The organism is Streptomyces sp. NPDC025273 (genome assembly GCF_040638585.1).
GTDB classification, from domain to species: Bacteria; Actinomycetota; Actinomycetes; order Streptomycetales; family Streptomycetaceae; genus Streptomyces; species Streptomyces cinereorectus.
Map to the genome: position 1 here is coordinate 171999 of NZ_JBEZYP010000005.1, position 17533 is coordinate 189531.

18 protein-coding genes are annotated in these 17533 nt (G+C 72.6%); 9 read left to right on the forward strand and 9 right to left on the reverse strand.

Annotated elements, in window-relative coordinates; translation table 11 throughout:
- Positions 1 to 6: 6 nt before the first annotated feature.
- Positions 7 to 2367, reverse strand: coding sequence for a PQQ-binding-like beta-propeller repeat protein (locus AB0F38_RS11515; RefSeq protein ID WP_361890253.1), 2361 nt, complete (start codon positions 2365 to 2367; stop codon positions 7 to 9).
- A gap of 193 nt (positions 2368 to 2560) precedes the next feature.
- Positions 2561 to 3376, reverse strand: coding sequence for a VOC family protein (locus AB0F38_RS11520; protein WP_361890256.1), 816 nt, complete (start codon positions 3374 to 3376; stop codon positions 2561 to 2563).
- A gap of 379 nt (positions 3377 to 3755) precedes the next feature.
- Between AB0F38_RS11520 and AB0F38_RS11525 the strand changes: the two genes are divergently transcribed.
- The 5 genes from AB0F38_RS11525 to AB0F38_RS11545 all read left to right on the forward strand — a co-directional run bounded on the left by AB0F38_RS11525 (position 3756) and on the right by AB0F38_RS11545 (position 8130).
- Positions 3756 to 4403: a TetR family transcriptional regulator gene (locus tag AB0F38_RS11525; protein ID WP_361890259.1), complete on the forward strand. Its 648-nt coding sequence runs from the start codon at positions 3756 to 3758 to the stop codon at positions 4401 to 4403.
- A gap of 155 nt (positions 4404 to 4558) precedes the next feature.
- Positions 4559 to 5227 carry a pyridoxal 5'-phosphate synthase gene (locus AB0F38_RS11530; RefSeq protein WP_361890262.1) on the forward strand — a complete coding sequence of 223 codons (669 nt, stop codon included), beginning with the start codon at positions 4559 to 4561 and terminating at the stop codon, positions 5225 to 5227.
- A 78-nt stretch (positions 5228 to 5305) separates the two neighbouring features.
- Positions 5306 to 6217, forward strand: coding sequence for a zinc metalloprotease HtpX (gene htpX / locus AB0F38_RS11535; protein WP_361890265.1), 912 nt, complete (start codon positions 5306 to 5308; stop codon positions 6215 to 6217).
- Positions 6218 to 6226: 9 nt separating this feature from the next.
- Positions 6227 to 6811 (forward strand): hypothetical protein, encoded by a 585-nt coding sequence (locus AB0F38_RS11540; protein WP_361890268.1) that lies wholly within the window; start codon positions 6227 to 6229, stop codon positions 6809 to 6811.
- A gap of 128 nt (positions 6812 to 6939) precedes the next feature.
- Positions 6940 to 8130, forward strand: a complete 1191-nt coding sequence (locus AB0F38_RS11545; protein WP_361890271.1) for an NAD(P)/FAD-dependent oxidoreductase — start codon at positions 6940 to 6942, stop codon at positions 8128 to 8130.
- A 214-nt stretch (positions 8131 to 8344) separates the two neighbouring features.
- Here the strand turns inward: AB0F38_RS11545 and AB0F38_RS11550 are convergent, their stop codons facing one another.
- Positions 8345 to 8722 (reverse strand): DUF2809 domain-containing protein, encoded by a 378-nt coding sequence (locus tag AB0F38_RS11550; RefSeq protein ID WP_361890274.1) that lies wholly within the window; start codon positions 8720 to 8722, stop codon positions 8345 to 8347.
- A 99-nt stretch (positions 8723 to 8821) separates the two neighbouring features.
- Between AB0F38_RS11550 and AB0F38_RS11555 the strand changes: the two genes are divergently transcribed.
- The gene (locus AB0F38_RS11555; protein ID WP_361890724.1) at positions 8822 to 8956 is read left to right on the forward strand and encodes a hypothetical protein; all 135 of its coding nucleotides are present in this window, start codon (positions 8822 to 8824) and stop codon (positions 8954 to 8956) included.
- On the opposite strand, the gene AB0F38_RS11560 is transcribed toward AB0F38_RS11555, so the two are convergent.
- The 3 genes from AB0F38_RS11560 to AB0F38_RS11570 form a co-directional block, all read right to left on the reverse strand.
- Complete coding sequence (locus AB0F38_RS11560) at positions 8953 to 9468, reverse strand: ATP-binding protein (RefSeq protein WP_361890276.1); 516 nt, start codon at positions 9466 to 9468, stop codon at positions 8953 to 8955. The two genes, AB0F38_RS11555 and AB0F38_RS11560, sit on opposite strands and share 4 nt — an antisense overlap.
- 561 nt (positions 9469 to 10029) lie before the next feature.
- Entirely contained in the window at positions 10030 to 10560 is a 531-nt protein-coding gene (locus tag AB0F38_RS11565) for an EF-hand domain-containing protein (RefSeq protein WP_361890279.1), read from the reverse strand.
- An 84-nt stretch (positions 10561 to 10644) separates the two neighbouring features.
- Entirely contained in the window at positions 10645 to 11019 is a 375-nt protein-coding gene (locus tag AB0F38_RS11570) for an STAS domain-containing protein (protein WP_361890282.1), read from the reverse strand.
- A 287-nt stretch (positions 11020 to 11306) separates the two neighbouring features.
- Between AB0F38_RS11570 and AB0F38_RS11575 the strand changes: the two genes are divergently transcribed.
- Complete coding sequence (locus tag AB0F38_RS11575) at positions 11307 to 11927, forward strand: sigma-70 family RNA polymerase sigma factor (RefSeq protein ID WP_361890285.1); 621 nt, start codon at positions 11307 to 11309, stop codon at positions 11925 to 11927.
- The gene (locus AB0F38_RS11580) at positions 11924 to 13144 is read left to right on the forward strand and encodes a zf-HC2 domain-containing protein (protein ID WP_361890288.1); all 1221 of its coding nucleotides are present in this window, start codon (positions 11924 to 11926) and stop codon (positions 13142 to 13144) included. Before AB0F38_RS11575 ends, AB0F38_RS11580 begins: the two co-directional genes overlap by 4 nt.
- Before the next feature lie 6 nt (positions 13145 to 13150).
- On the opposite strand, the gene purU is transcribed toward AB0F38_RS11580, so the two are convergent.
- Together purU and AB0F38_RS11590 are read right to left on the reverse strand one after the other, a co-directional pair.
- On the reverse strand, positions 13151 to 14053 hold the full coding sequence (gene purU, locus AB0F38_RS11585) for a formyltetrahydrofolate deformylase (RefSeq protein WP_361890291.1): 903 nt from the start codon (positions 14051 to 14053) through the stop codon (positions 13151 to 13153).
- Positions 14054 to 14081: 28 nt separating this feature from the next.
- On the reverse strand, positions 14082 to 14528 hold the full coding sequence (locus AB0F38_RS11590) for a hypothetical protein (RefSeq protein WP_361890691.1): 447 nt from the start codon (positions 14526 to 14528) through the stop codon (positions 14082 to 14084).
- A 174-nt stretch (positions 14529 to 14702) separates the two neighbouring features.
- On the opposite strand from AB0F38_RS11590, the gene AB0F38_RS11595 reads away from it, so the two are divergent.
- Positions 14703 to 15971 carry an ABC transporter substrate-binding protein gene (locus AB0F38_RS11595; RefSeq protein WP_361890294.1) on the forward strand — a complete coding sequence of 423 codons (1269 nt, stop codon included), beginning with the start codon at positions 14703 to 14705 and terminating at the stop codon, positions 15969 to 15971.
- 55 nt (positions 15972 to 16026) lie between these two features.
- Here AB0F38_RS11595 and AB0F38_RS11600 read toward each other — a convergent pair whose 3' ends face one another.
- Positions 16027 to 17490 carry a hypothetical protein gene (locus AB0F38_RS11600; RefSeq protein ID WP_361890297.1) on the reverse strand — a complete coding sequence of 488 codons (1464 nt, stop codon included), beginning with the start codon at positions 17488 to 17490 and terminating at the stop codon, positions 16027 to 16029.
- Positions 17491 to 17533: the final 43 nt, after the last annotated feature.

Genomic DNA, 17533 nt, shown 5'->3' on the forward strand with positions numbered 1-17533 from the left:
CGCCGGTCAGGTCCGGGCGCGGCCCCCCGTACCCGTCCCCTTCAGCGCGTCCAGCGCGTAGACGCACCGGTCTTTGCTGCACGCGTACACGACCCCCGCCTGTGCCACCGGAGAGCCCGTGATCTCGCCGCCCGTGGCGAGCTTCCAGCGCAGCTGGCCGCCTGCCGCGTCCAGCGTGTACAGCACGTGGTCCGCCGAGCCGAAGTGGACCCGGCCGTCCGCGACCACCGGTGCTCCCACCACGTCGCCGCCCGCCGCGAAGCGCCACTTGGGCGTGCCGGTCACCGCGTCCAGCGTGTACAGCGCACTGCCGCTGCCGACGTGCACATTGCCCGCCGTGACCAGCACCGGCTCGATGGTCTGCCGGGACTCCGTCGCGATCCGCCACCGGTCCTTGCCGGTCGACGCGTCCAGCGCGTACACGGTGCCGAGGTAGTCGGCGAGATACACCCCGCCCCCCGTGACCGCGGGTCCGGGCGCGAAGGCGGGCGGCGAGAGGAAGACGGCCGGCGACTCGAAATGCCAGCGCACCCGGCCCGAGACCGTGTCCACGGCCAGCACCCGGGTCCCCGCGGCGACGTACACGAAGCCGTCCGGAGCCGGCGTCACCCGTACCGGCACCCCGCCGCAGGAGGCCGCGTCGCCGATCGGGTACGACCACCGCTCCAAGCCGGTGCGGGCGTCGACGGCCCGCAGCCGCGCGTCCTGCCACAGGTACACCGTGCCGTCGTGGAGGACGGGCCCGGCCTCCGGGGTCTCGAAGTCCGTCTGGACGCCCCTGGCCTCCCACAGCTTCTCGCCGCTGGACGCCTCCCACGCCTGTACGCCGCCGCCCCGCGTCCCGGTCAGGACGGTGCCGCGGCCGGCCTTCAGGGAGTACACCCACGCGTCGGTCTGCAGCCGCCACCGCTCGGCCCCCGTCGCCGCGTCCAGCGCGTACAGGGACGGCCCGTCCGAGGCGTGGATCCTGCCCCCGTCGACGGCCATCGCCCAGGCCACGTCCCGGGTCTTGAACTGGCGCCGCCCGTTGCCCACGTCCAGGGCGTGGACCTCGAAGGACGTCACGTACAGCAGGTCGCCGACGACGACGGGCGTGCCCCACACGTCGTTCGACATGCGGAAACGCCAGGGCCGCCAGCGCTCCGGCGCGGCGGGCGACGTGTCGGGGGACGGCATGGGGGCGGGCACCGGAGCCGTCGGGTGACCGGCCGTGCCGTTCAGCCCGGCGGGCGGGCGGACCCAGCCGGTGGCCGGGTCCGCGTGCGCGGCGGCGGCGCCCCGTACGTCCACCGGGCGCGGGCCGGGACCGATGGGCACCTTCGCCCCGGGCAGCCGTACCGGACCGCCGTCGGGCGCCGGGGCGGGCGCGGTCCGCACGTCGCCGCGCCAGGACCCGTCCAGGTCGGCGCCCGGGGGCGGCTGCGAGGGGGGCGGCGGTACGACCACCGGAGCGGGCGGGGCTGCGATCGCGCGCCCGCCGCCCCGCCGCTGCTCGATCATCGCGGTCGCGACGGCCGGCAGCCACGCCGAGGCCGTACCGCTGTCGTCGCCGCCGGAGGCGAACAGGTGCGGAGCCAGCTGGGCCTGCAGGTCCGCCGGGCTGGGCCGCCGGGTCGCGTCCATCTGCATGCAGGACTCGATCAGCGGTCTCAGGTCGTCGGGCAGCCCCTCCGTGTCGGGTCCTTCCCGCAGCAGCATGAACACGGTCTCGACCGGGTTCGCCCCGTGGAACGGCGCGTGGCCGGTCGCCGCGAAGACCAGCGTCGAGCCGAGCGAGAAGATGTCGCTGGCCCCCGTCACGCTGCGCGAGTCGCGGGCCTGCTCGGGAGACATGTACGCGGGCGTGCCCACCGCGACGTTCGTCATGGTCAGCCGGGTGTTGGAGACACCGGAGGCGATACCGAAGTCGATCACCCGCGGCCCGTCCTCGACCACGAGCACGTTGGACGGCTTCAGGTCACGGTGGACGAGGCCGGCCCCGTGGATCGACTGCAGGGCCTCGGCGATGCCGGCGGCCAGCCAGCGCACGGCCTGGGTCGGCATCGGCCCGCACTCACTCACTATCTCCTCGAGCGAGGGGGCGGGGACATAGGCGGTCGCCAGCCACGGCACGGCCGCCCGGGGGTCGGCGTCCACCACGGCGGCGGTGTAGAACCCGCTGATGGCCCGCGCGGCCTCCACCTCACGTGTGAAGCGGACGCGGAACAGCTGGTCCTCGGCCAGTTCCGTACGGACCGTCTTGATCGCCACCCGCCGGCCGGAGGCCGATCGTGCGAGATAGACCAGCCCCATGCCGCCGGCGCCGAGTCGTCCCAGCACCTCGAACGGGCCGATCCGCCTCGGGTCATGCTGCGTCAGCTGCTCCACTTGCCTGCCACCTCCCCGTACGGGCCTCAGGAAAAGAGGCCCGCGAAATCCCGCCCTGTGCAGCGTCTCACCACTCGGCACCACCTGGCGGTGCGCACCCCGATTGTTCCTGGCTCGGGGCACGGTTGCGAACCCGGGTGCGGATCGGGGTGTCTTGTGGCACTCCATCCCTTTCAGGACAGCGCCCGGCCGGCTACGGAAGCAGTTCGGTCGGCTGCAGCACGGCGAAGACGGCACCCTGATCGTCCTGGAGGACCGCCATGCGCCCGTACGGGATGTCGAACGGCGGAGCCGAGATCCGGCCACCGAGACGTGCGGCGGTCTCGGCCGCCCTGACGCAGTCGGCCACGGCGAAGTAGCTGAGGAAGTAGCTGGGGAGCATCTCGGGGGACGCGTCCGTGATGACGCTGCGCCCGCCGACCGCGGTGTCGGGCCCCGGCTCGGTCCCCGCGGGGGACCACATGCGGAAGTCGGCCCCGGCCCCCGCCGCGCCCGGGTCGCCGCCCGACGCCTCGCCGAGGTCGAGATCCGTCCCCAGGAAGCCGAAGACCTCCTCGTAGAAGGGGTCGACGCGTTCCGGCTGCCGGGTGTAGACCTCGGTCCAGCAGAAGGCGCCCGGCTCGTTCTGCTTCTCGAAGCCGGCGCGGTCGCCCGCCTGCCAGAGGCCGAAGACCGCCCCGCCGGGGTCGGCCGCCTGGGCGAGGATGCCCGCCCTGCCCGCCCGCACCGGATCGGTGATCACCTGGCCGCCCGCCTTCCGGATCAGGGCGACGGTGGCGCGGATGTCGTCGGTGGAGAAGTAGACGCCCCAGGTGGTCGGCATGCGGCCGTCCTGCTTCGCGGCGAGCGCGGCGACGAGCTTGCCGTCGCTGTACGCGTCGGCGAACGGCATGCCGTCCCCGGCCCGGAAGGTCCAGCCGAAGAGCCCGCCGTAGAAGCGCTTGCCCGCTTCGAGGTCGGAGAGCTGCACATCCACCCAGCACGGCGCGGATTGCGCGAATGCGGCCATGACCCGGGTCCTTCCGTAGCGGTGACGCCCGTCACAGTCAACGTAACGTCGCACGCCGCGCGGCGCGCCCCGAGGCACTTCTCCCCACCGAAATAGAACATTCGCCCGAATCGTGAAGATTCCTCGCCCTCATGGACGGAAGTTGTCCACCGAAGTTATCCACAGGCTGTTGATAAGACCATCGCACCGGGATCGGCCGCCGAGGACGTCTCGCGGACCCCGCGGGGCCCCGGAGCGGGCCCCGGCTTCTGCCGGTAGCCGTCGTGAAGCCCACCCGCGCGCCACCGCGAAAACCGCTGCTCACCCCGCCCTCACTGGGGCGTTCCCCATTTGCAGTCGGCCAGATCGCGCTCCGATCCGCCCTCGGTAAGCTGACGGCATGACAGGACAAGTGCGCACCGTCGACGGCCGCGTGGCCGGTCGGCGAGGTCAGGCGACGCGGCAGAAGCTGCTCGACTGCCTCAGCGAAATGCTCAGCGCCTCTCCCTACCGGGACGTCAAAGTCATCGACGTGGCCCGGAAGGCAGGGACTTCACCCGCGACGTTTTACCAGTATTTCCCCGATGTCGAGGGCGCCGTCCTCGAACTCGCCGAGGAAATGGCCAAGGAGGGCACCGGGCTGACCGAACTGGTCGCCGGACGCTCCTGGGTCGGCAAGGCCGGCTGGCAGAGCGCCGAAGAACTCGTCGAGGGATTCCTCGACTTCTGGCGGCGCCACGACGCGATCCTCCGCGTCGTCGACCTCGGCGCGGCCGAGGGCGACAAGCGGTTCTACAAGATCCGCATGAAGATCCTCAGTTCGGTCACCGGTTCCCTGACGGAGTCGATCAAGGAGCTCCAGGCCAGGGGCAAGGTCGACAAGGACGTCAGCCCGGCGGCGGTGGCCGGTTCCCTCGTCGTCATGCTGTCCGGGGTCGCCTCGCACCAGAAGGGCTTCACCACCTGGGGCGTGAAGCAGGCCGAACTCCGCCCCAATCTGGCCCTGTTGGTACACCTGGGCATCACCGGCAAGAAGCCGGTCAGGTAGGCGCCTGCCAGGACTCCCGCATACGCCGGGCGCCGCAGGGACGTCCCGCGGTTCCCCTCGTCCTGTCTCACCGACGGCGGACCACCCGCGTGGTCCGCCGTCGGCGTTCCCGCACACACCGGGCGAACGGCCGCGCGACACGGTGGAATGGGTCCATGAGCGATGCACAGAAGGCCTTCCGCGACCTGCTCCACACCCAGCGGGTCTGGGACGTCCCCCTCCCCCGGTTCGATCCGTCCGACGCGCCCGCCACCCCGCTCGCCCTCTTCCACACCTGGTTCGCCGAGGCGGTGGCCGCCGGGCAGACGGAGCCGCACACCCTGACCCTGGCGACCGTGGACGCCGAGGGCAGGCCCGATGTGCGGACGCTGATCCTGCATGACGCGGACGAGCGCGGCTGGCACTTCGCCACCCACGCCACCAGCGAGAAGGGACGCCAGCTCGCGGCCCGCCCGCACGCGGCCCTCAACTTCTACTGGCCCGCCCAGGGCCGCCAGATCCGGGTACGGGGCACGGTCACGCCCGTGGGCCGCGCGGAGAGCCTGGCCGATCTGCACGCCCGGTCCACCGGCGCGCTGGCCGCCGCCCTGACCGGCTCGCAGAGCGAGGTGCTGCCCTCCTACGAGGACCTCGTCAGCGCCTCCGGAGCCGCCTGGGAACGGGCGCGGGCCGAGCCGGACGCCGAGGTGGCGAGCTGGACACGGTACGTGGTCGAGCCGCGGGAGGCGGAGTTCTTCCAGGGCGAGGCACAGCGACGGCACGTCCGGCTGCGCTACCGGCGGGAGGCCGGCGGCACCTGGACGCGCGAACTGCTCTGGCCGTAGTCACCGGCACGGAGCGCCTGACCGGTTCCGGCCGGGAAGGAGCACTATGGGAGGCAGGTGAGCTGTTGGGAGGCACCCATGGCACGAACCCGCTCCCGTTACGCCCCGGACCGCGGCCTGACCACCCGCATGGTGAGCACCATGTTCTTCATCGGTCTGCTGTACGTGGTCCTGGTGGGCGTCCTCCTCGCGGTCCTGCGCGGCGCCTGGCCGGTCGTCCTGGTGATCATGGGCGGCCTCTTCGTCGCGCAGTTCTGGTTCAGCGACCGCATCGCGGCCTACGGCATGGGCGCGCGCGTGGTCACCCCGCGGGAGGCGCCCGAACTGCACGGTGCCATCGACCGGATCTGCGCCCTGGCCGACATGCCCAAGCCCCGGGTGGCCCTCGCGCGGAGCGACGTACCGAACGCGTTCGCCACCGGCCGCAGCGAGAGGACGGCGCTGGTCTGCGCCACGACCGGGCTGCTGCGCAGACTGGAGCCCGAGGAACTCGAAGGGGTCCTGGCCCACGAGATGTCGCACGTCGCGCACCGCGATGTCGCCGTCATGACGATCGCCTCGTTCCTCGGGGTCCTGGCCGGCATCGTCACCCGGGTCGCCCTGTGGGGCGGTTTCTCCCGCAACAGCCGGGGCAGCGACCCGGCGGGCGTCATCATCATGCTCATCCCGTTGATCAGCGCGGTGGTCTACGCCCTGAGCTTCCTGCTGACCCGGCTGTTGTCCCGCTACCGCGAGCTGTCCGCCGACCGCACGGCCGCGCTGCTCACCGGCCGCCCCTCGTCGCTGGCCTCCGCCCTGACGAAGGTGACCGGCCAGATGGCCAGGATCCCCACGGAGGACCTGCGGAAGGCTCAGCCGTACAACGCCTTCTACTTCGTGCCCGCCTTCGCTGCCGGGGAGACCCTGGGCCGGCTGCTCTCCTCCCACCCGACGCTCGAACAGCGCCTGGACCAGCTGGCCCGGATCTCCGCCGGCCTGTCCCGTCCGTGAGGAGTTCCCGTGGGCCTGCTCGACAGCATCCTGGGCCGCAGGAAGCCGGCCCGCCCCGACCTCGACCAGCTCTTCGCCGTCCCGTCCGCGGCCCTCACCCTCCAGGCGGGCACCGGCCTCGCCCCCACCGGCGTGGGCTCGGTGTGCTTCGCGGGGGTGGAGGGCGGCACGTTCGCCCGTATCCAGCAGGACGTGCGGGATCTGCTCGACGCCGACACGGGGCGGGGCGGGGTCCCGGTGGAGTTCGGCCGGGACGCGTACGGCTACACCTGGCTGACCGCCCGCCAGCCCGCCGAGGACACGGCCTCCCTGGTCAACGACCTGCACGCGGTCAACACCCTGCTCCAGGACGGCGGCTTCGGCCCGCATCTGCTGTGCTCACTGATCGGCTTCCGCGACGCGGAGGGGCGGACACTGGCCCTCGTCTACCTCTACAAGCGCGGCACGTTCTATCCGTTCGCCCCGGTTCCGGGCGGCGGGGAACGGCGCGACAACCAACTGGAGCTCCGGGTCCGGGCGGTGCTGGGGGACGACCTCCGGGTGGAGAAGGACCTGGCCCGGTGGTTCCCGGTGTGGGGCGCGCCTGGGATGTGAACGGTCGCGTGCGGGTGCGGCCGGAAGCGGCCCCGGGCACACGGCAACCACGCATCCGTGATCAATTCGCAACCGATTCCGGCCTTGACCGAGACCCATCAACTGAACGCCGGATTACGCTCCGAACCATGTCAGACAGCACCTCCACCCCCGGTGGCCCCGTTCTTCCCGCTTCCATCGACCGCACCGACGACCGACCGGTGTACGTGATCGGCGGCGGTCCGGGCGGACTCGCCGCCGCAGCGGCCCTGCGCGAGCGGGGAGTACGGGCGGTGGTGCTGGAGAAGTCCGACGGCGTCGCGGCGTCCTGGCGCGGCCACTACGACCGGCTGCACCTCCACACGATCCGGCGCTGGTCGTCGCTGCCGGGGCTGCCCATGCCCCGTAGGTTCGGGCGCTGGGTGTCGCGCGACGACATGGTGCGCTACCTGGAGAAGTACGCCGAGCACCATGAGCTGGAGGTGGTGACGGGCGTCGAGGTGTCCCGGATCGACCGGGCCGCCGACGGGTCCGGCTGGCAGCTGAGCGCGACCGGGGGCCGGGTGCTGACGGGCCGCGCGGTCGTCGTGGCCACCGGCTTCAACCACACCCCGCGGATCCCCGACTGGTCCGGCCGCGACGGCTTCACGGGCGAGCTGGTGCACGCCGCGGCGTACCGCGCCCCGGCCCCGTACGCCGGCAAGGACGTCCTCGTGGCCGGCATCGGCAACACGGGGGCGGAGATCGCCGTGGACCTGGTCGAGGGCGGCGCCTCCAGGGTGCGGATCGCGGTGCGCACCACGCCGCACATCGTGCGCCGCTCGACGGCCGGCTGGCCCGCGCAGGCGACCGCCGTCCTGGTCCGCAGGCTGCCGGTCCGGCTCGTCGACCGTGCCGGGGACCTGATGTGCCGCGTCTCCGTCCCCGACCTCTCCGCGCAGGGCCTGCCCCGCCCGGACACGGGCCTGTACTCCCGGGTCAGGGAGGGTGCGATCCCGGTCCAGGACGTCGGGCTGATCGACGCCGTGAAGCGCGGCCGGGTGGTCCCCGTGGCGGCCGTCGAGTCCTTCGACCAGGACACGGTGGTGCTGGCCGACGGAACCCGGATCACCCCGGACGTGGTGATAGCGGCGACCGGGTACCGGCGCGCCCTGGAGGACCTGGTGGGGCACCTCGGCGTACTGGACGCGCGTGGCCGCCCGGTGGTGCACGGCGCCCGTGCGCCGGAGCAGGCACCCGGCCTGTACTTCACCGGGTTCACCAACCCGATCAGCGGCATGCTCCGCGAGATGGCCCTGGACGCCCGGAGGATAGCCAGGCGGCTGGCCGCGAAGGGCTGACGGCGGGAGCGCCGTCCGTCCGGGGATCAGGCGCGAGCGGTCAGGGTCTCGGGCCCGGGTGGCCGCGCCCACCGCGGGTGCCGGCTTCTCCACGGGCGTCGACGGGGACGGCGGCGGCATCGGTCGTCGGGTTCACGCGGACCAGCATCCCGGCGGCCGCGACCCCCTGCGAGTGGCTGGACAAACCCCTTCGCAGGGATCGGGCCAGGTGCGGTCAGCTGCGGGACCGCGACAGGACCGCCGTGTGGACCGCCCAGGCGAGGGCCGCTCCCCCCACGTACCAGAACAGGTCCGGGGCGTTGAACGTCGAGCCCAGGACGAGCCGTGCCACCGTGCTCTGCCGGGACAGGTCCGCGGGTATCCCCGTGAGCTGGGCCAGCTCGACCGCCCAGCTGAACGCCAGCGCGGCCCCGGCGGCCGTCAGCGGGCGCACCCGGGGAGCCAGCAGGACCACCACCGTGTGGATCAGCACGGTGTAGCAGGCGTCCCCGGCGTACTTGGCGAAGTCCCCGCCCGCCGCCGACCGGACGCCCAGCCCGGCCGCCACGGTCACGAGGGCCGCTACGGCCGCCACCGCCCGGGTGCGGGTCACGGAGGGAATGGATGCGCGGGCTGCCGGCTTCTCGTTCACAGCAGTGACATGTATCAGCTTCGAGTCGGTGGCAGCCAACCCGGGTGAACAGGAGTCCACATGCCGCACCTCGTCGTCGTCCTCACCCTCGACGGGCTGCTCCCCTTCGAACTGGGCATTCCGCAAAGGATCTTCGGCCGTTCGCCGAGCTCCGGTCCGGTCTACGGTCGCAGGCCGGGGGTGCTGGACGGCTAGGACGACGGGCCGGGGAAGGCCGGGGCGGCCCCGGACCGGACCCGGGGGGCCGCCGGCCTCGGGACGGGCCCGGTCTTCGGGTCGCCCGGCTGCTCCTCGACCAGCGGGACCAGCACCGGGCCGGTCCTGTCGATCTCGCACCAGATCCGTTTCCCGGCGCCCTCCGGCTGCCAGCCCCAGCGGTCCGCCAGGCCGTCCACCAGCTCCAGGCCGCGGCCGTTGGTGTCCCCGCCCTCCGCGTGACGCGGCCGGGGCGGGCGGCAGCTGGTGTCGGCCACCTCGACCCGTACCGTCCCCGACCCCGTCGGGCCGAACAGCATCCGCAGCACGGCCGGGCATCCCGTGTGGACCACCGCGTTGGTGACGAGCTCCGAGATCAGCAGGACGACCGTCTCGGCGAGCGGCTCGTCCTCCATCCCGGACCCGGTCAGCCGCGACCGCGCCCATCTGCGGGCCCGCCCCACTTCCGCGGGATCCGCCCCGACCTCCAGCTGAACCTGAAGCACCTGCACCGCTCACACCATCCGAACCGGCGGACACATCGCCTAGCGCCTCCTCAGGGTCACGGAACGTGACTCCCCTACGGGACAGCATGGTTGACGTACAGTCACCGCAACAAGCGCTTCGGGCATATTCCATCGCGAAGGAGTACGCGTGATGCATACTGTGCGACGCGCGCTGCGGAGAGTCGAACAGGAATCCGCCGAAGCCCCGGGGATCGACCTCCCGGCAGGCCCTGCGCAGCTCCGTGCGCCACGAGCGAGGCACCGCCTCCGGTCCGGAGCAGCCCCACGGACCACATCCGGAACCTCCGGTTCCAGAACCACTCGCATCCCACGGAGCGTACCCGAGCAGGGCCTCCGACTCCGCCCGGTGACGGGTCACTCCGGGGACACCGCCGGGCATCCGCGCCGCCCGGCTGCGCTGCGTCACCCCGCGCCGGCACCGCCCGCATGCCTCCGGTCAGCCATGACGCCGTGCGGGCAGCCGTGCGGGCCGGTCCGGGAGAGACCCCGGCCGGCCCGCACGGCGGCACGAACCGCCGGTGCCGCCGGTCGTGTTGCGCGCCGGGGCTACGCGTCCGGTTCGATCACGGTGACGTACGCGGCGAACGCCGCGACCGCGTCCGCTTCGGCGACCGTGCCGTCGCCGTCGGTGTCCAGACTCCGGGCCGCGATGCTCGCCACGTCGTCCCCGGCCCCGAGAACCCGCAGCGCCCGCTTCACCGCGGCGACCGGGGCCGTTGCGGACCCGTCGGCCTCCCCGCCGCCCGCCACGGCGATCGCCGCGCGCAGGAAGGGCCTGGCGATCTCCGCGAAGCGCCCGGGGTTGTCGCGCAGCCGCTTCACGGCTCCGCCCACGAACTCCTCACGGGTGACCCGCTGGTCCCCGTCCACGTCGGCGATGCCCGCCATGCCCTGCCAGAAGGCCTCGGCACCCGTGTAGAGGGCCTGGCCCTTGTCGCAGCGGGCCGTCGTACCGAATTCGGTGAGCAGACGGGCTGCCGCGGCGTTGAAATCGGCGCGATCGATGTAGCCGTTGCCGTCCTGGTCGAAGGCGGCGAAACGATGTGCGATCTTGCGCTCGTACTCTGCGCTGTCCATGCGGGGAGCGTACGACGCCGAAGGGCGTCACGTGTCACTAACCCCCGTCGCGGCATCCGAACCGGGTACCGGCCCGAGGTGTGTTCAGGCGGAGAGCGGCCGGGATTCCTCGTCGGTGGCCGACGCCGCGTCGGCGTACACCTCGAAGAGTCTGCGCACCCCCAGGGCGCCGAGCACCTTGTTGACGTGGGAGCCGTCCACCGCGCCGCGGGCCGGGAGGATCAGCCGCAGCCGGCCACCGCAGGACTTCATGAGGCGGCGGGAGGCGATCAGGACGCCCACGCCGCTGGAGTCGCAGAAGAGGACACCGGAGAGGTCCAGGACCACGTCGTGCTGCCCCTCGGCCACCGCCCCGTGGACGGACTGGCGCACGACGGGTGAGGTCACCAGATCGAGTTCACCGCGTATCCGCAGCACGGTCCACGCGCCCTGCTCGGTCTCGTCCACCTTCAGCGTCACGCGACTGGAACCTCTCGTCCGGGGATCCGGAGGATCCGGAAGTTTCCGTTCCCCCTCGCGGCTGCCCCTCTCGCAGGTCCGTGAAACTCCGGCCCGCTCATCGGCGCGGCGGGATTCATCCGGGATTGACCGCTCGAGACCCGTTTACCCGGCCAGGAATCGGCAAGGCGCACCCTGTTCCCTATCATCCAGCGCCGCACGGGGGACGTACTTGGCGCAAAGGTGCGTGCCCGGCGGACCTCGCCCACTACATTCGAGGTGACGAGGGGCACAGGGCTGGGGGCTGGATGGCGAAGGACGCACCACCGCGCTGGGACCGCCGGATGCAGCAGCGACTGACGCGCGGCGAGGCGGCGGCACTCGGCGAGCTCTACGACCGTTTCGCGCCGCTCGTGCACAGTCAGGCCCACCGCATGCTCGACGACGAGGACGCCGCGGACCTGGTGACCCGCGAGGTCTTCGGCTTCATCTGGGAGAACCCGGGCGCGTACGACCCAAGGCGGGGCTCGATGAGGTCCTGGGTGGCGTGGCTCACCCACCGCCGGTCCGTGCAGCGGCTCCGCGGGACGCACGGCGGGGACGCGGACGATCCCGCCACGGACCTCCGGGACGAGCCCGGCTCCGGCACACACGCTCGTGAGCAGGAGCAGGAGCTGGAGCACCTGGTGCGCAGGGCCACCGCCGCCGCCCGCGCCGACTACATCGTCGCCTCCATGCCCGCACCGCTGCGCGCCGCCCTGGAGCTCGCGTACGTCCATCGCCGGGACTACCGGCAGACCGCAGCCGACCTCGGCGTGACCGGCGAGGAGGCCCGGCGGCGGCTGCGCCTCGGGCTGCAACTGCTCTCCACCGCGAACACCGGCCCGCAGGCCGGCTCCTCGCCTCCCGGATACGGGCACACCCCATGAGCGGCGGCACCGACGGCACCGGCCGTGACGACGGGTTCCCGGGCGTCCCGCGCATACCGGGACCGCGGGCCCCCGCGGACGACCGTGCGTACCTGCCGGCTCCGCCCGCCGCCCCGGGCCTGTCCCACAAGGTGCTCACCTCGCTGCTCGGCGCCTGGGCCCTGGCCGCCTGCTCCACCGAGGAGACCGCGGCGGTCGAGGCGCACCTCACCTCGTGCGCCCCCTGCGCGCACGAGGCGATGCGGCTGCGCGACGCCGTGGGACTCCTGCACACCGACGGCAGCCTGGATCTGGACCCGATGCTCCGCACCCGGGTCCTGGAGAGCTGTCTGGGCCGTCGCCCGCCCAGGATCCCCGTGCCGTCCTGGGCCGCACCGTACGACGCGGAGACGGCCAGGCTGGACGCGCTGCTCCGGGACATCGGGGGCTCCGAGTGGCATGCGCCGGTCCGGCTCAAGTGGTTCGAGGGTGACCGGCAGACCGGCCGCAGGACGACCGTCGCCGGGGTCATCGGCCATCTGACGGCCGTCGACGGCCTGGTCTCCACGGCTCTGGGTCTGGACGACCCGCTCGGAAGCGGTGACAAGCCCCTGTCACCGACCGAGCGAACCGAAACGTACTGGTCAACCGCTTACCCGCCACTCACCCGGGCCGTCCGGGGGCCGTGGCGCGACCAGAGCCACGCCCTCGTGCGCACGGTGTCGTTCGCCGGACGGGGTGTCGCGGAGCTGTCCGTCCCGTACGGGGACCTCGCCCTCCCGTTGCGGGACTCCCTGCTGGAGCGGGCCTTCGAGTGCTGGGTGCACGGCGGCGACATCGCCGACGCGGTGGACTACCCGTACGAGCCGCCCGCCGCGGCCCACCTCCACCGGATGATCGACCTCGCGGTGCGGCTGCTGCCGGCCACGTTGGCGGAGCGCCGCCGCGCCGGGCCGGCGGGGGCGGCCCGTCACCTCATCACGGCCGGGTCCCCGGGCCGCTCCCTGCATCTGGAGGTCGAGGGCCGGGGCGGCGGCGACTGGTACATCGCGCTGGACCCACCGGCGGCGGCCGGCTCCCCCGACCGCACGGTGGCGCACGTCGCGCTCGACGGAGTGGAGTTCTGCCGGCTGGTCGCCGGGCACGTCCCTCCGGTGGAGGCGGCGGCGGGGCAGCAGGGCGACCGCCAGGCGATCAGCGACGTGCTGTTCGCCGCGGCCTCCCTCAGCAGGCTGTGAATCCGGCTACGCGAAGACCACCGTGCGGCGGCCGTTGAGCAGGATGCGCCGCTCGGCGTGCCACTTGACCGCGCGAGCCAGGGCCTGGCACTCCACGTCACGGCCGACGGCGACGAGCTGGTCCGGTGTGACGCCGTGCCCGACCCGCTCGACCTCCTGCTCGATGATCGGCCCCTCGTCGAGGTCGGCGGTCACGTAGTGCGCCGTCGCACCGATCAGCTTCACGCCGCGCGCGTGGGCCTGGTGGTACGGCTTCGCGCCCTTGAAGCTCGGCAGGAAGGAGTGGTGGATGTTGATGATCCGGCCGCTGAGCTGCTTGCAGAGGTCGTCCGAGAGCACCTGCATGTAGCGGGCCAGGACGACCAGCTCGACGTTCTCCCCGCGCACCAGCTCCAGCAGCCGCGCCTCCGCGTCCGCCTTGTTCTCCCGGTTCACCGGGATGTGCCGGAAGGGGATGCCGTACGAGGCGACGAGCTCGGCGAAATCCGTGTGGTTGGAGACGACGGCGACGATCTCGACCGGCAACGCACCGATGCCGGACCGGAAGAGCAGGTCGTTGAGGCAGTGGCCGAACTTGCTGACCATCAGCACGACCCGCATCCGGTCGGACGAGCGGTGTATCTGCCAGTCCATCCGGAAGGAGTCGCCGATGGCGGCGAAGCCGGCCCGCAGCTTGTCCACGTCCACCGCGACGTCGGCCGAGAAGTGGACGCGCATGAAGAAGAGCCCGGTGTCGTGGTCGCCGAACTGCTGGCTGTCCTCGATGTTGCAGCCCGTCATGAAGAGATAGCTCGACACGGCGTGCACGATGCCCTGTTTGTCGGGGCACGAGAGGGTGAGGACGTACTGCTCGGCGGTGGCCTCCGAGGCAGCGGCGGGACGGGGTACGGCAGGCTGCGGCGCGGTCATCCCCGTAGGGTGCCACAGGTGCCCGGCCTCAGGCCGATCCGGTCACGATGCGGAGCACGTCGAGGGAGCGCGGCGGAATGTCCGGGTCCTCCGCGTCGTTGGTGGCGAGCATCACATGGGCCTCGCGGGCGGCCTGCACGGCCTCCGCCCAGCCGTGGTGCTCCAGATAGGCGGAGACGGGGGCGTCCGCGCCGACCTGGTGCATGATGCGCAGCACGCGCAGGGCGGCGACGTCCACGAGGGCGGCCTCGGCGGAGTCACGGAAGATCGTCCCCACGTATTTCTCGGCGGACCAGTTGTCCAGCCAGGTGTCCTCGACCAGGCGGTACACGGCGTCGGTGACGTCGCCGTACCCGGGGCGGCCGGCCAGCCAGCACTCGTGGTGGAAGACGGGGTCGGAGAGCATGTGCAGCGCCGAGCGCACGTTGCTGCGCCAGCGCCACCACGGCATGTCGTTGAGCGGCATGCCGCCCATGGTGGAGGAGCGACGGCCGCGACGGGAAGAGTTCTCCGAACCTTGCTGCACGGTTGTCGATCGTACGTTCCCTTTCACTGCCCGCGCACTGCCCCCCGCATTTCACCTTCACGTCACCGAGCGTTGAACGGAGCACACTGCGGCGTTACACCAGGCGCGGAAAAGTTCATGACCATGACCGGATGGCGACGCCTCACCTCTCCCCGCCCCTACAGACTTCTCACAAGTACGGCGGCGGCCGGCGCCCTGCTCATGACCGGCTGCGGTGTCCTGCCTGGAGTTCCGGGGGGCTCCAGGGACACCGTCACCGTGATGACCTGGGCTCCCGACACCCCGGGGGCCGCCGTGAACATGGCGGGCATGCCGGCCATGGCGCGGACCTATGCCCGCTGGATCAACGAGCAGGGCGGGATCGACGGGCACGAGCTGCGGGTGCTCACCTGCAACGAGACCGACAGCCCGACCGGGGCGTCGAAGTGCGCACGGCAGGCGGTCGAGGAGGACGTCGTCGCGGTCGTCGGCTCGTACAGCAGGTACGGGCGGGCGTTCCTGGCCCCGCTGGAGGCGGCCGGGATCCCGTACATCGGCGGGTACGGCGCCTCCGCCGACGAGTTCACCAGCTATCTCTCCTACCCCGTCAACGGCGGCCAGTCGGCCCTCCTCGCGGGCAACGGCAAGCAGCTGGCGGCCAGTTGCGACCGGGTCTCGCTCGTGCGGCCGGACTCGCTGGTCGGCGACGGCATGCCGGGCCTCGTCGATCTGAGCCTCACCCGGGCCGACCGCCCCGCGTCGTTCGACATCAGGGCGCCGGAGGAGGCCACGTCGTACGACTCCCAGGCGGCCAAGGCCCTTCAGGAGGCGGGCGACGGCTGCGTGACCGCGGTGCTCGGCAGGGGCACGGAGACGTTCTTCGACTCGTTCCGCCGTCTCGAACCCGAGGACAGCGGCGTGCGGATCTCGTCCGTGCTCGGCAGCGTCGGACAGCCGCTCATCGACCGCACCGGCGGCCGGAACAGCCCGTTCGAGGGGGCGTACGTCACCGGCTGGTACCCGGAATCGGGCGACGCCCGCTGGAAGCCGATGCGGCAGGTGATCCGGAAGCACGCGTTCGGTGACAACCGGATCGACCCCGAGGACACGGGCGTTCAGACGACCTGGATCGCGTACACGGCGCTCAAGGCGGTCATCGAGGCGCTGGACCAGGAGACGATCACGGCGGGCGGTGTCTCCGTCAGCCTCAACCGGGGCACCGAGGTGGACACCGGGGGGCTCACGCCGGTCCTGCGCTGGCGCTTCCAGGACACGGTCGGCTCGGCCGCCTATCCGCGCATCGTCAACGGCCAGGTCACGTTCCAGGTGGTCCGCGAGGGACGCCTGGTCGCCGACAGGAAGGGCTTCGTCGATGTCACGGAGACCCTGGTGGACGCCCGCATCAGGGGCTGATCCACCCGCACCGAACGGCCTCCGCTCCCCCGAGGGGCGGAGGCCGTTCGGTGCGTCAGAGGTCGGTCGGGGCGCGCTTCGTCAGACCGTACTTCCCCGCGATGGAGTTCCACAGCCCCGAGGCCTTCTGCTTGGCCCGGGTGGCCTCGCCGCTCGACGCGTTGGCCCTGGCCGTCGCGTCGGTCGACCGGGCCTTGCCGCCCTTGCAGACCTTCTTGTTGTTCTTGGCCTGGACGGCCCAGGCGGCGTAGTGGTCGTCGGCCTCGGCCGAGGCCTGCCAGGCCTCGGTCAGCGAGGACTTCAGCTCGGCGTGGGCGGGCAGCCTGTCGATGGCGAGCCCTTCGAGCCGGGTCACCAGATCGCGGCGCTGCGTGGCGGCGCCCCGCAGATCGGTGGCCGCCTGGTCCAGCGCCTGACAGCCCTTGATCTTCTCGACGGCGCTGATCACCGCCGCGCGGCTGTTGTTGCTGTCGGCCAGCAGCTTGTCGAGTCCCTGGGCCTGCGGCTCGGCGGGGTCGGCCGCCGGGGCGGAGGCCTCGCCCGCGGATGAACTCTGCGCGGCCACCGGCTGCTTGTCGTCTCCGGGCTTCTCGTCGCCACCGCTCATCAGGGCGCCCGCAGCCAGTCCGACGACAGCGCAGCCGACGACCACGGCGGCGATCAGCGGGATGTGCGAGGACCGCCTGCGCGGCGTTCCGCCGCCCCCGTGTTCCTCCTGGGTGCCCTGGACCCCTTGCAGCCCCGACGTGAACGGCTGCGCCCCCTGGGGCGGCTGCTGCCCACGCGCGCCCCGGTGCTGCTGGTACGGCTGGTGCGGAGGCTGCTGGTGGGCGGAGCCGACCTGGGGCATCTGCTGCGTGGCGCCCGCGGGCTCGTCGCTGCGGAACAGGCTGTCGAATTCGGCGGGCGGCTGCCGGTCGCCGGGAGGGCCGGGCCGGATCCCGTACGGAGCGCCGCCGGGCACCGGGGGTATGTACTGGGTCGCGTCGGCGTCGGCCGCCTGCGCCGACGGGGCCGGCTGTCCGAGGTACTGGGTGGACTCCGCGGGGCGCTCCGGCGGCATCCCGCCGGGCACGGGGGCGATGTACTGCGTGGCGTCCGCGTCCCCGCCCGCCGCCGTGCCGGGTACGGCCTCCGGCGGCAGTGGCTGGGCGTACGGCTGCTGGTGCCCCTGCTGGTACGGGTCCTGCGGGGACGCGTACGGCTGCTGCGGGGGCGCGTAGGACTGCTGCGGGCCCTGCGGGGACCCGTACGACTGCTGGGGCTGGTACTGCCCGTACGCACCCGGCTGGTGCTGCTCGGGCGGCAGCTGCCCCGGTGCGCGGCCGTCCTCGTGCGCGGCCGGCCCCCAGGGCCGGTCCCACGGCTGCCCACCCGCAGGGGCGGCCTGACCGGCCGCCTGGCCGCCCGCGGTCCCCCCTGTGGTCCAGGGGGAGCCGCCCTCCGCGGGCAGCACGACACCTTCGTGCGCGGGCCGTACAGCAGGGAGCTGCTCGTCACCCTGTCCGCTCTGCGTCACCGGGACTCCTACGTGTGAACCAACGGAATCGTCGGCTCACGCT

Coding starts and splice junctions, on each gene's coding strand:
- AB0F38_RS11520 (WP_361890256.1), bottom strand. CDS start 3,376: ATGGCCGCATTCGCGCAATCCGCGCCGTGCTGGGTGGATGTGCAGCTC.
- AB0F38_RS11525 (WP_361890259.1), top strand. CDS start 3,756: ATGACAGGACAAGTGCGCACCGTCGACGGCCGCGTGGCCGGTCGGCGA.
- AB0F38_RS11530 (WP_361890262.1), top strand. CDS start 4,559: ATGAGCGATGCACAGAAGGCCTTCCGCGACCTGCTCCACACCCAGCGG.
- htpX (WP_361890265.1), top strand. CDS start 5,306: ATGGCACGAACCCGCTCCCGTTACGCCCCGGACCGCGGCCTGACCACC.
- AB0F38_RS11545 (WP_361890271.1), top strand. CDS start 6,940: ATGTCAGACAGCACCTCCACCCCCGGTGGCCCCGTTCTTCCCGCTTCC.
- AB0F38_RS11555 (WP_361890724.1), top strand. CDS start 8,822: ATGCCGCACCTCGTCGTCGTCCTCACCCTCGACGGGCTGCTCCCCTTC.
- AB0F38_RS11565 (WP_361890279.1), bottom strand. CDS start 10,560: ATGGACAGCGCAGAGTACGAGCGCAAGATCGCACATCGTTTCGCCGCC.
- AB0F38_RS11575 (WP_361890285.1), top strand. CDS start 11,307: ATGGCGAAGGACGCACCACCGCGCTGGGACCGCCGGATGCAGCAGCGA.
- AB0F38_RS11580 (WP_361890288.1), top strand. CDS start 11,924: ATGAGCGGCGGCACCGACGGCACCGGCCGTGACGACGGGTTCCCGGGC.
- purU (WP_361890291.1), bottom strand. CDS start 14,053: ATGACCGCGCCGCAGCCTGCCGTACCCCGTCCCGCCGCTGCCTCGGAG.
- AB0F38_RS11590 (WP_361890691.1), bottom strand. CDS start 14,528: ATGGGCGGCATGCCGCTCAACGACATGCCGTGGTGGCGCTGGCGCAGC.
- AB0F38_RS11595 (WP_361890294.1), top strand. CDS start 14,703: ATGACCGGATGGCGACGCCTCACCTCTCCCCGCCCCTACAGACTTCTC.